10 protein-coding genes are annotated in these 13,255 nt (G+C 37.1%); 9 read left to right on the plus strand and 1 reads right to left on the minus strand.

The genetic code is table 11. From position 1 onward, the window contains the following. Positions 1 to 62: 62 nt before the first annotated feature. Positions 63 to 1,976 carry a hypothetical protein gene (locus tag ACYSN2_RS04510; protein WP_461749066.1) on the plus strand — a complete coding sequence of 638 codons (1,914 nt, stop codon included), beginning with the start codon at positions 63 to 65 and terminating at the stop codon, positions 1,974 to 1,976. A gap of 162 nt (positions 1,977 to 2,138) precedes the next feature. On the opposite strand, the gene ACYSN2_RS04515 is transcribed toward ACYSN2_RS04510, so the two are convergent. Beyond that, positions 2,139 to 2,645, minus strand: a complete 507-nt coding sequence (locus ACYSN2_RS04515; RefSeq protein ID WP_461749067.1) for a BlaI/MecI/CopY family transcriptional regulator — start codon at positions 2,643 to 2,645, stop codon at positions 2,139 to 2,141. A gap of 104 nt (positions 2,646 to 2,749) precedes the next feature. On the opposite strand from ACYSN2_RS04515, the gene ACYSN2_RS04520 reads away from it, so the two are divergent. From ACYSN2_RS04520 to ACYSN2_RS04555, 8 genes are all read left to right on the plus strand, one after another. Continuing rightward, positions 2,750 to 3,487: a GntR family transcriptional regulator gene (locus tag ACYSN2_RS04520; RefSeq protein ID WP_461749068.1), complete on the plus strand. Its 738-nt coding sequence runs from the start codon at positions 2,750 to 2,752 to the stop codon at positions 3,485 to 3,487. 215 nt (positions 3,488 to 3,702) lie between these two features. Then, complete coding sequence (locus ACYSN2_RS04525; protein WP_461749069.1) at positions 3,703 to 4,710, plus strand: urease accessory protein UreH domain-containing protein; 1,008 nt, start codon at positions 3,703 to 3,705, stop codon at positions 4,708 to 4,710. A gap of 66 nt (positions 4,711 to 4,776) precedes the next feature. Next, on the plus strand, positions 4,777 to 6,792 hold the full coding sequence (locus ACYSN2_RS04530; RefSeq protein WP_461749070.1) for a TonB-dependent copper receptor: 2,016 nt from the start codon (positions 4,777 to 4,779) through the stop codon (positions 6,790 to 6,792). Positions 6,793 to 6,834: 42 nt separating this feature from the next. Beyond that, positions 6,835 to 7,614 carry an energy transducer TonB gene (locus ACYSN2_RS04535; RefSeq protein ID WP_461749071.1) on the plus strand — a complete coding sequence of 260 codons (780 nt, stop codon included), beginning with the start codon at positions 6,835 to 6,837 and terminating at the stop codon, positions 7,612 to 7,614. Between the two features lie 156 nt (positions 7,615 to 7,770). Continuing rightward, positions 7,771 to 8,688 carry a sulfite exporter TauE/SafE family protein gene (locus ACYSN2_RS04540; protein ID WP_461749072.1) on the plus strand — a complete coding sequence of 306 codons (918 nt, stop codon included), beginning with the start codon at positions 7,771 to 7,773 and terminating at the stop codon, positions 8,686 to 8,688. A 175-nt stretch (positions 8,689 to 8,863) separates the two neighbouring features. Continuing rightward, the gene (locus ACYSN2_RS04545; protein WP_461749073.1) at positions 8,864 to 9,832 is read left to right on the plus strand and encodes a hypothetical protein; all 969 of its coding nucleotides are present in this window, start codon (positions 8,864 to 8,866) and stop codon (positions 9,830 to 9,832) included. Between the two features lie 232 nt (positions 9,833 to 10,064). Continuing rightward, entirely contained in the window at positions 10,065 to 11,855 is a 1,791-nt protein-coding gene (locus ACYSN2_RS04550) for a DKNYY domain-containing protein (RefSeq protein WP_461749074.1), read from the plus strand. Between the two features lie 256 nt (positions 11,856 to 12,111). Continuing rightward, positions 12,112 to 13,155 (plus strand): Glu/Leu/Phe/Val family dehydrogenase, encoded by a 1,044-nt coding sequence (locus tag ACYSN2_RS04555; protein ID WP_461749075.1) that lies wholly within the window; start codon positions 12,112 to 12,114, stop codon positions 13,153 to 13,155. Positions 13,156 to 13,255 lie beyond the last annotated feature (100 nt).

A 13,255-nucleotide genomic window follows, 5' to 3' on the forward strand; every position in this document is an offset into this window, starting at 1 on the left:
TTTTTTAAGTAAGTGATGGTTTCTTGATTCTGATTCTGATTTTTAAAAAGGTTTGAATACATATGAAAATAAAATTATTAGCATTGGCATCTTTCACGCTGTTAAGCGTTCTGCCGATGGGTTTTGCCGGAGATTTTGGTGTTAAATCCCTTGTGAAAGTTCCAAAAATAGATGCTTCTATCGGCGAATATGCATACTTAAGAGATCGATTACCGCAAGATACAATTGCTTATGTGCGTCTTGCCAATCCTGTGAGCCAATTTTTTAGTCCTAAAAATCGCACTAACGATGAAGCTCTGACAGAAAAAGTATCGATCAATGCACTCAAAGAGTATCGAGAAGTCATCGGCAATGAAGTTGTGCTTCGAGAGCGGATTCAGAGTTTAGGTCTGAATTTCAGCGAAGAGAATTTAAATACCATTACGCTTGGCGCTTCGTTACTCTATAAAGTGCTCAATGGCCCCATTGAAGTTGCCGCTTTAAGTGAAGATGGAACGTATTCTCTTTTAGCAAAAGGTTTAATCTCTATTCCGGTGAATATCGCCTCTATTGAAGCATTGAACAGCATTTTGCAAGATGATTTCTTCTCACAAATGAAAGAGCCTTTACAATTTAATAAAGAGGGATTTGCGGCAACTGAAAATGCCGTATTCTATTTTGCACCTAAAACGAAAAGAATTATGGTTAAAGTCGGCTTAAATCCCGGAAGCTTTGAGGATTTCAAAAAAGAGATTCAGGCATTAAAGGTACAAAAAAATCATGAAATGTATGCCTTTGAAAATCAAATTGATCTCACTGGGCAAAATAATTTCCTATGGATGGATTTACGCAATAAATCGGGATTAATAGAAGCTGCCGGCGCTTCTCATCCCATCTATCCTTATGCAAAAGAGATTAATGGCTTTGCGATGGGAGATGGTACAAATGACATCAAGCAAGGACAGATGAAGTTTGTGATCCAAGCGGATACCGAGAAGCTTTTAGGCATTAATCCAAAAGCCCATAATGATTTCTCATTTAAAACTGTCGGAACGCCAAAAGGTGCTGTTTTACTGCCAACGCCAACAGAAGCGACGGTTCATAGAATGATTGAGCTCTATCTCATTGGTAAAATTAAACCTTCATTTGCTAGTGAATATTCTCCATCTTATATTGTTCAACAGCGAAACGAGATTTATTCTGAATTTACCGAAAAATGGCAAGAAAAGGTTGGATTTAGCTTCACTGAAATGATGAATCTATTGGGTCCGAATATGACGATCTATTACGATGATATCGGTGCTCATACCGTCATCTCGATTCGCGATAAGAAGAAGTTTTATCAATGGTTAGAAGCGAAGAATAGTGAAGGCGTTTTAAGTTATAAAAAGCATCAAAAAATGCATCATCTGTCGATTCAAAATCCGCTGTTAAAGATGGTTCAGCAGGAAGATATATTGAATAATGACGAAGTGGTTTCCGCAGTGATTGCTTACCCATTTGTGAATGAGATGCTTGCTAGTTCTTATGGCGTGAGAATGTTAGATTTGAATTTCCATTTTTATTGGAGCGATGAAGAGGACTATATTCGCATTAGCCAGTTGCCACAAATTGTTGAAGAAGAGCAAAAATTTGGGAAAGAGAAATTTAGTCAATGGCTGACGAAAAAACAGGGGATTAATAGCGAAAATATCTTATTAGCGGCAACGATGGATTGGAAAAATGTTGATCGCAATTGGTATTACAATTATCTCCAAGTGTTACAAAATAATGCGGATGTTTTAGGCACAAAATTTGATGTTGCGAAAATGCCAAGAGCCGATCAGCTTGGATTTGCAGATTCTTCGAGAATCGGATTTCAAGTTTCCGCAGATCAAGAGTTTCTGAGCATTTCACTAGATTATGGATCAGAAGCTGGGTTTCTAAATTCTATTTCAATGCCGGTTTTGGGCTCTGCTGTTATAGAATCTCTTATAAAGTCTAGCTACCGATATTAATCATCAAACAGAATCACATCGAAAAGAACCAGAAGGATCAGAATTGTTGAAATGATGAACTTCTCATAAAAAAACGCCTAGTTAATCATTACTAGGCGTTTTTTATATCTCTTTTTTTCTGATTTTTACGGGCAATATTGTCGTTATATTTTTCTCAAGAATTTAACCGCAACAAGAGCTCTTTTTTTCGACATTGCTATTTGCCGGCGTTACGGCATATTTTCGATCTTCTTTTTTGCAATTGCAGTTCTTGCAAGTACAAGTTCCCGGAGGGCAATCGCACATCACTTCTTCTACGGCAAAGGCTTCTTTGGCCGTTAATGCTTTTTGGATATTGGCTAAATCTTCATGAGATAAGGGATTGTTTTGAATGAATTCTACAATCTTATTTCCGATTTTTCTCGAGCAGATATGCTCTGCAATATTGGGCTTGGTTCTAGAGCGATCGCCTTCGGCAATGGTGGGGAAATAGACATTATATCGTCCACGTTTGCGCACGCCTACAGCGCCTTTTCGCACTAATCTCGACAGCATCACTTGGATGGTATTAGGCTGTAATTCACCAGAATCACTTAAAATAGAAATGACTTCTTGACTCGTCGCTTGATTTTGCGACCATAGAACTTGCATAATCGTGAATTCAGCTTGTGAAATGGTAGTAGAGGTCATATTTTCCTTTATTTTCTTTAAATTACTTAAAGTGATAAATTTACAAGATAATTATAAACTAATTTTCAAGCTGTAAGGGCTTTTCTCTTTACTTAGGGTCTATTATGACAGTTAAATCATTCCTACACATTCTAACGGCAGACAATCAATCCTTGCCCATGTATCAAAAAATTAAAGAGCATATTTTAGATAATATCGCGAATAATGTGTGGAAACCTAATCAAAAGTTACCTTCCGAAAATGAAATTTCAGCTATCTTAAATATCAGCAGAATGACGGTAAATCGTGCTTTTAAAGAGCTCACGGAAGAAGGGTATCTATTTCGAGAAAAGGGCGCCGGCACTTTTGTGGCAGAGCCTTTCCAGTTAGTGCCATTTTTTGAGTTGATGCCTATTTCTCAAGAGCTTGCAATCGAAGGAAATCCTTACGCTTGTCAGATTTTACAATTAGGGAAAGTGACTAAAAACGCGCTTACGGATGATGAAATATATGATGACATTGGTCAGAGCTTTCAATATAGCGAAATTATCTATTACAGTAATCGTGCGCCCATTCAATATGAAAAGCGTTATGTGGTCGAATCATTTGCGCCGCAATATTTACTGCAAAATTTCGAGCGTCACTGCTCAACGTTATATCTACAAAGCTTATCGCCTATTTTGACTCAAAAGCATACGTTAGAAGCGGTCGTGCCCGATCAGAATTTACGTCAAATTCTAGAAATAGGGAAGAGTGATGCCTGTTTCAAAGTCACTGAAAAGTTGTTGATGAAAGACAAAATCGTCTCTGTTGCCGAGCAATATTATCCTGCTTCAAGGTACCAGTTGCACAGTAAAATTTAGAAGATTCAGTCATCCCAAAAACATTAAAAATGCTCTCAATTCTTTAGGTTACATGGCTAATCTAAAGAATTTTTCATTTGCGTTGGAAATAATTTTCATCAAAAAACTTTATTATTATTTCCAATATCGTTAGACTATACCCATTCTTAATTAACCTGTATATACAACTATACTCACTTATCTTGTATATACATCTTATAAAATAAAGGCATTGTATGATTGATATTGCATTACTGACAGCTGTATTCATCGTGGGATTTAATGGCTCACTGCATTGTGTGGGCATGTGTGGACCGATTATCGGCATTTTAGGCATGAATACGGATGCCAATACCCACAAGAAAAAAATTGGTTCTGCGATCTGTTATAACTTAGGGCGAATCACAACCTACGTTTTGCTCGGCTTTGTTGCGATGCTGTTAAGTATTGCCATGAATGATCTCAAACCACTACAACTCATCGTGCGTTACTTTGCCGGCATTGTGATGTTATTTGTGGCATTACAATTGATGGGATTCCCGCAGTTTTTAGCCTTTATTGAAAAGCCTTTAGGAAAATTATCTCGTCCCATTTCTCAATTAACCCGTAAATTCTTCCCGATTAAAACATTATTTGGTGCCTATACCGCAGGACTTGCTTGGGGATTATTACCTTGCGGAATGGTGTATATGGCATTTGCGATGAGCTTGGGTGCTGAAAGCTTATTTGGTGCGCCGTTAGTGATGCTCTTTTTTGGCTTAGGAACATTACCCATGATGTTAACGCTGAGCATTTCAGGAAACTTCTTCGGCAGTCTTTTCTCTTCTAAAGGCGCTCGCAAAATTGCCGGCATCTTAGTGCTATTAATGACGATCTACTACATGGGATCAATGATTATGAGCGATTTAGGCAAAGGTGGACATGGGGATCACGGAGCACATGGAAATATGGATCACTCTTCAATGAATCATGAGGGCATGGATCACTCCACAATGAACCACGAAGCGATGGATCATTCCACAATGAACCACGAAGAAATGGATCATTCCTCAATGAATCACGAAGCTATGGATCATTCTTCAATGAACCATGAGGCAATGGATCATTCCTCAATGAACCACGAAACGATGGATCATTCCTCAATGAACCACAAAGGTATGGATCACTCTTCAATGAATCACGAAGCAATGGATCATTCCACAATGAACCACGGAGGAGAGCATTCATCAGAAACACATCACTAACAAAATAGCTAATTAGAGAAGTCGTAAAAATAAAAATAAGAAAAATCATAAATTTAAGGATGAATTATGAAACGAACAGCGCTATATGCCGCGGTAGTCATGATGATATTACCGCAGGCTTTTGCTGAACAATTTGTGAATAGAATGGAATCTCAAGAGGAAAAAGAAGCATTAGATGATATTCAAGTGATCGCGAAAATATCCAATCAACCGAATGTGCAGATCATTAATCCAAAAGAAGCCATGCAACCCATGCCGGCACAAGATGGTGCTGAATTATTAAGACTCATTCCAAATCTGAGTGTTGCCAGAAAAGGAGGCGGGGGCGGAGAGCCGATATTTAGAGGATTAGGTGGTTCACGTTTAAGAATCTTAAGTAATGATCATCAAATATTAGGAGGTTGTGGCGGTCGAATGGATCCGCCGACGGCATATATTTATCCTGAATCCTATGATGAAGTGATGTTTATTAAAGGTCCGCAATCGGTGCAATATGGACCTGGAAATATTGGCGGTGTTGCTCGATTTATTCGAAATGATCGCCGGTTTGATGAATTAACAACACAATTTTCAGGGTCACTATTAGGAGGATCATACGATCGTATTGAATCTTATGCCGATGCCGTGATTGGCAATCAATGGGGCTGGATACACGCAAATGCCACTTATAATAGATCGCACGATTATAAAGATGGCGCCGGCGATAAAATTCATTCTCAATATAAAAGACAGAGCCAAACCATAGAATTAGGCTTCACGCCGACAGCGGATACTTTGATAGAGATCGGATATGATCGAAGCCGTGGCCATACGGCATATGCAGATCGAGGAATGGATGGCAGTAAGTTTGATCGAGATAGTTGGCGTTTTAAAGCAAAACAAGAAAATATCACCGATTGGCTGACGAATCTTCAATTTGAATATAGCCATAATAAAATTGATCATGTAATGGATAACTTTAGTTATCGGGAAGTGATTCCAGATGCAAAGGGCGAGAGAAATTATGCCGTAAGTAATCCTGCTCGCACAACACAATCTGCAAAGCTTTTCGCAGAGCTCTCTTTTGCCAATACGGAAACCGTTGTGGGCGTTGATTGGATGGATGATCGGCATAAATTAAGAATGACCGGCATGAAATCTGATTTTAACGAAGTGCTGAATTATCAAAATATGCCTTATAACCCGAATCAAAAATTTAACAATTTAGGTTTCTTTGTGGAATCTTCGTGGTTTATGAATAATGATCAAAAAATTGTTGCCGGATATCGACATGATCGAAATAAAGCACAATATTATCCCGATACTGGTAGAAGTTCTAAGATTTCGGAAGATCTTCACACTAGACGCAATACACTGAACTCGGCATTTATTCGTTATGAACATTCCATTGATGATTGGATGCTTCATGCGGGATACGGTATGGCACAACGAGCTCCTGATTTTTGGGAAAGAAGTAAAATCGATGGCGAATTTGTTAAAAAAGAGACGAACCACGAGTTAGATTTCGGATTTATTTATCAAAATGATCAAATCGCGATCTCAACAACATTTTTTGCCAGCCAAATTAAAAACTATATTTTAATCGATCGAGGAGCCTCTCGAAATGTGGATGCCAATCGCTATGGTGCAGAAGCGCAAATCCAATGGAACATTACGCCTAATTGGAATTTGAGCAGTAGTTTGGCATATACTTACGGCAAAAATACGACGGATGATATTCCCCTTGCGCAAATTGCACCGCTAGAATGGAATAATAGTCTTAATTGGCATAATGAGAGATTTAGTGCCGGCATTGTCTGGCGAGTGGTGAATTCTCAGCATCGTTATGCGAAAGAGCAAGGAAATATCTTCGGCACAGATAAAGGACCTGGCGCAGGTTTTGGCGTGGTATCTTTAAATGCTTCATGGAAAGTGCAAGATGACATCACGGTAATTGCCGGCGCGGATAATATTTTTAACAAAAATTATTCAGAATTTGTGAGTCGATCAGCCACAGAAATCTATCCTTATGAGCTTGAAAATAAATATCGAGTGAATGAGCCAGGAAGACGACTTTGGCTGAGAATGAATATTGATTTGTAAATCGAAAAACCTTAATTGTGAAGCGATATGGCATTTTCATTTATGCTGAAAATTTCTAATATTTTGATATTACTATTCGTTCTTTGGGGACATTGGGAGATATTTCATTGGAAAATATCTCCCTTTTCTCATGCTAATCCCAATGAGCCTGTCAAGATTGCCGATACCGTTTTAGAAGTTTCAATGATTAATCTTTCTAATATACAAAGTAATATTGCCGAACCGCCGGTAATCACGAAACAGCCTGCTGTTATCGCCGTGGATTCATTAACGGCTAATCAGGTAAAAGAAGAACCGGTGAAAGAAGATCCTCCGAAAGAGGAGGTTTCTGAATCCATTATAAAACCTCAAGACAGTGTAATTCCAAAACCAGCAGACGTTTCTAAAACGGTTTCTGCTTCGAATAATGGTGCGCAAAATAATCAAAATCCACAGAACAGAAACATCAACGGCAATCGCCGTAATGCCAATAATGCTAGTCGCAATGCCAACAATAATGCGAGTCAGAATACTCGTGAAGGTGCTCAGAAATCTTCACAATTTATGCCACCTTCTCATCAAGGTATTGAGCTTGGAAATAAAAAACCGAAATATCCCGAACTCTCTCTACGCCGTAAAGAAGAGGGAAAAGTGACATTATTAGCCCATGTTTTGCCTTCAGGAAAAGCTGAATATGTGCGGATTTATAAGAGTAGCGGATATTCTCGTTTAGATGATTCTGCCTTAAAAGCGACACAAAAATATCAATATCAGCCGGCAATCAAAGATGGGCAGAAAGTCAGTTATGATTATATTTTCACGGTAACGTTTAAAATCCAATAAAGCAGCGTAAAACTGAAGAAAAGCGATAACTTCAGAATTTGATTGTAGATAAAGCGTTCAGTGATTCATTTTATGAGCGCCGAGCATTGCTAATCTCAATGAGTGCCATATAATCTAACGAATACTTTTTTCGACACTTATATAAGATAAAAATCTATGATTGATTTAGCGTTATTAGCAGCCGTATTCATTGTGGGATTTAATGGTTCCTTACATTGCGTGGGAATGTGTGGCCCAATTATCGGCATTTTAGGCATGAATACAGAAGCCAATACGCACAAGAAAAAGATCGGCGCTGCAATCTGTTATAACTTAGGACGAATTACGACGTATGTGTTTCTCGGCGTGATCGCAATGGGATTGAGTATTGCCATGAATGATCTCAAACCGCTACAACTTGTGATTCGCTACTTTGCCGGCATTGTGATGTTGTTTGTCGCATTGCAATTGATGGGATTCCCGCAGTTTTTAGGATTTATTGAAAAGCCATTAGGGAAATTAGCTCGACCCATTTCCCAATTAACCCGCAAAGTTTTTCCCATTAAAACGCTCTTTGGCGCCTATACTGCCGGGCTTGCGTGGGGATTATTACCGTGCGGAATGGTATATATGGCATTTGCGATGAGCTTGGGTGCTGAAAGTCTGTTTGGTGCGCCGTTAGTCATGCTCTTTTTCGGTTTAGGAACATTGCCGATGATGTTAACGTTGAGCATCTCCGGCAACTTCTTTGGTAGCCTTTTCTCATCAAAAGGTGCTCGCAGAATTGCCGGAATTTTAGTCTTAATCATGACGGTGTTTTATATGGGCTCGATGATTATGAGTGATTTAGGCAAGGGCGGACACGGAAGTCACGGAAGTCACGGAGCGCACGGCGATCATGGGAATCACGAGAATCACGAAGTTACGGATCATTCTTCAATGAACCACGAAGGCATGGATCACGCTTCCATGAATCATGGTGAGATCGATCATTCCACAATGGATCATTCAGAAGTTCATCATTCAGCCAATGATCATACGGATATTCAAGAAGTAAATCATGAAGAACATCAAGAAACACATACAGCTCATTAATAGGTGCATATTATAATTGTGTAAGATTTTAATATTAAAATTTATCTCCATTTTTTTGAAAACCTGAAAAATGAAATTTCATTAGGAAGATAAATTATTATTCTAATTGTTATCCCTCATATTCTTTATTTGTTAGTATGCTTTTTCATTTACTATAATTTACACTGAGAGAGATATGAAAAAAATTATTGGGGTTGCACTTATAGGCTTAATTCTTGCCGCTTGCGGAGATCGTGATGAGAATTACTTCTTTGAAAATCAAGATAAAGCGAAAGCGCATTTAAAATCTTGTGAAGAAAAGCTGATGAATGCGTTAGAAAATGGCGATGATAAGAAATACAACGAAATTAATAATGATGCGGAATGTGTAGCGGCAGATTCTGCGCTTAAAAAGCAACGTCAATTAGATTGGAAGAAAGAGCAGGAACAGCGTCAATTAGAATTGAAGAAAGCGCAAGAGGAACGCGAACTACAAAGAAAACTTGCTGAAGAGAAAAAATTACAAGATATTGCCGATGCTAAAGCTCTGATTATAGCTGATCACCAAGATAAATCGTGGGAAAAACGTATCTCTGAATACCTCAAAAATGATTGCTACAACAGCTGGGGAAATACTACTCCGGAATGTACTGCATGGAAAGAGTTTTATGAGGAAACTGTAACTGAAGGTAAAGCTCAACTGACAGCCTTAGATTTTGCGGATTTAAAAACAAAAGCAAATGAATACTGTAAGTTAGATCAAAGAAGTGGTTCAAGCTGTGCAGTATGGCAAGAAGCTTTAGCTGACAAAGGTTCATCGGAATTAGAAAATGCCGATATCTATACAATCGAAGCACGTAAAGAAGAGTTTTGCTCTGATGATATTAGAAATTTAAATGTTTGTAATAGAAGTTGGGGAGATGCTTGGAGAGCACGAAATGATGAGCTTATTAAATTCTATACCGATAATGATGCGGAATTTATCACAACTTATAACCAATGTACGGATCGTGTACAAGAAGTTGAAGCACAAGGTCTTAAATATGGCGAGAAATATCGAGCATTAGAAGCAATCAGAGATCTCGCGCCATGTTCACAAGTTGCTAATTCTTATAGAAATAGAGGAATGGGTTATTCACCATTTCAAGTGAAAATAGCGGAATAAGCATTATAATCACATTAATGAATTGAAAATATGTGGTTTATGAAATCTCCTGAAGGGTACTTTAGGGGATTTTTTTATGACTTGAATTTCTAAGCTATTCACAAACCATTTCCCCAATATTTATTATTTTCGGATTCATTTTAAAACTGAAGACATCAATCTAGATCAATGATAAGAATTTATAATCAACGGAATGTATTATAAAGTCTATTATTAATGAATGATTCTGACAATGAGCTTAGAAAATAATATGAAAAATACTTATAGAATATTCCTCCCCAAAATTAAAATTGCGATATTAATACTCCTTTCGGGGTTTATTCTTATGTCATGCGATGCGGAAACGAAAGATAGACCTGCTGAATGCTCATGGTATGAAGAAGTAGATGGTGAATTTAAACTTATTAAAAAAGAAGAGTGTGAAAAAAAACCGATCCATAAAGTCATTAATCATTATCAAATTATTGACGGGAGCTATTATTTTGAAAATAGATTTACGAGTAATTATTCATGTGGTTCTTTTAAATATTGTGATGCGCAATACGCCACTTACTATAAAATCACAGATGATTTAACTTTGAGAGTTCTAGAATACAACTATTCTAAAGATCAGAGCAGTGCATACTATCACGGTTTAAAAATTGTAGGATCAGACCCAAACACCTTTGAAATCATTAATGAAATATATTCTAAAGATAAAGATCATCTCTTTTTTAAAAATAAACAAATAACTAATGCTGATTTAGCTTCATTTGAAATGATCGAATCTGATTATCATAGTTATAGCAAAGACAAGAATCATGTTTACTTTAAAGATAAAATTATCGAAGAAGCAGATCCGGATTCCTTTATTGTCCAACAAAACCGTCCATATAATACGTTATGGAATTATGATAAAAATCACTTTTTTTACATCAATAAAAAAATCCCTTTATTAGATACTAAAAAAACACGTGAAGTCATCACAAGCCCAAGAAATACAACCTTATATACAGATGATCAAAATATCGTTCTTGCAACTTATATACGTCATCCTAGAAATAATCCAAATTACCCAGATACTAAAGAGAAGTGTTCATCATCGAGCATCTTTGAACAAGACTGTATTCATAATTACGAAGAATATGAAAACCTTATTTCTCAACAAGATATCGTCATTTATCCTGATATTGATAATAATCAGAACGATGATATTTTAGGAATTAAATACCTAAACAATATTGCATTTCCGATTCAAAATTTTACGGACTTATCCTTTACCGATGGTGATAAAAACCTAGTGTATTTTGATTTAGAAGATCGTTTGATATTTGATGATCGTTTTAAAGGGCAAACCATAAAGCGACTTCCTCTCATTTACGATATATCATCTCCTCATCAAATTAATATTAATCGTGAAGCAAGTGAAAAGTCTCAAAAATATGGAGGTATTGAGTTTTTTGAAGATGATGAATCTATCTATTTTATGGCGGTAACGAATTATTCAAAAGAGGTACATCAGATTGGCAAGATTCTTCAGAAGAATGATCTTCCCATATATAACTTGCGTATTGATTCTAATAATCAATATATTATTCAGGGAAATCAATTATACCGTGTGAATTTTGATACCTATTTAGAAAAGGGAGAAGAGCCACTTAAAATCCTTTCACTGGAAATAGATGGCATCTTAAAGGGTGTTTTTAAGGGGCATAGTGCGGATCTAAAATTTGTAGATGATAGCGGTATCATTGATGCTCGAACCTTAACAAGAACATTTCCAAAGAATGAATTTGGAACTTTACGATTATCCAATAAAACAAATTCCAAAGGCATTATCTTTGAAAATGACCACTATTTCTTTCTTCTATATCACGATATAGAAGACAACCGAAGAGATTCTAGCTTCCAAATTCATAAAGAAGATGTCACAGTTCATTATCTTTCTGGCTGGGGAGGAGATTTATCAAGATCCATCAATATCGAATTTTTAGAATATTTGGGTCTTGATGTGCAAAAAGTAAAAGATCGAGCGAATCAGTAGCATTTTATTAAAAAATATCTTGTCTTTAATCCCTAAGGCTGATGTTTCTCTAGGGTATTTCTGAATTCATTATATAAATATCTCTCTTCATTTACATTTAGTTAGCCATGATTTCCTGAGAAGTATCGTTTTCACTAACGTTCAAGAGTTGTTGATTACAACAAATTTTGTGTGCTTCATCGTTAAAAATTTAGTTTACTGCATGGGATTAATCGCTACAATGCAGAATCGTTATAAATAATATAAGGGGGATTTTATGGGACTATTTAAAGAAACTGCATCGATGGGACATGAGAAAATTCTATTCGCGCAAGATGAAAAAACGAATCTTAAAGCCATCATTGCCGTACATTCAACGGTGCTTGGCCCGGCATTAGGTGGAATGCGAATTTGGAACTACCAAAATGAAGAAGAAGCGCTTAATGATGTGATTCGTCTTTCTTACGGAATGACCCTTAAAAATGCTGCTGCAGGACTACCTTTAGGTGGCGGGAAAATGGTGGTTATTGGCGATGCATCACAATTAAAAAGCGAAGAATTTTTTGCGGCATGCGCTCGATTTGTGAATACTTTTCATGGGCAATATTATACGGCTGAAGACGTGAATACGACAACAGATGATATCGATGCAATGAAGCGTTACACAGATTTTGTGGTAGGAACCTCGGATAGTAGTTCTGATCCTTCTCCTTACACGGCGAAAGGGGTTTTAAATGGCATAAAAGCTGCTGCAAAAGTGAAATTCGGATCAGATTCCTTGGATGGAAAAGTAGTTGCAGTACAAGGTCTTGGAAATGTCGGTTATCGATTATGTGAGCTTTTACATCAAGAAGGCGCTTCGTTATTAGTATATGATTATGATGCTCAAAAAATAGATCGTGCAGTTACGGCATTTGCTGCAACTGCCGTTAGTCCAGCGGAAATCCTCACGAGCGAATGTGATATTCTCGCGCCGTGTGCTTTAGGTGCAGTCATTACTTCAGAGATTATCGATCAGCTTAAATGCGCGATTATCGCAGGATCTGCCAATAATATTTTGGCAAACTCAGAAGCCGGTGATCTTTTAGATCAAAAAGGGATTCTATATACGCCTGATTACATTATTAATGCCGGCGGCGTTATTAATTGTGGTGCAGATATTGTCGGTAATCACAATGAAGAATATATCTGGAAAAAGATTGATGATATTTATGATACAACCATGCAAATTTTCGCATTAGCTGATGAGAAGAAAATTCCAACTTATCAAGCAGCGGATCAATTTGCTTTAGGGATTATTGAGAATAAAAAGTCACGTTAACAAAAGAATTTATCTAACATTTAAAACCTCCTAAGAAGCTTAGTTGTTTAGTTTCTTAGGAGGTTTTATCGTTCTCATGTTTGAAAAGTTGCCGGCAATG

The sequence above is a fragment of the Ignatzschineria sp. LJL83 genome (assembly GCF_054871845.1).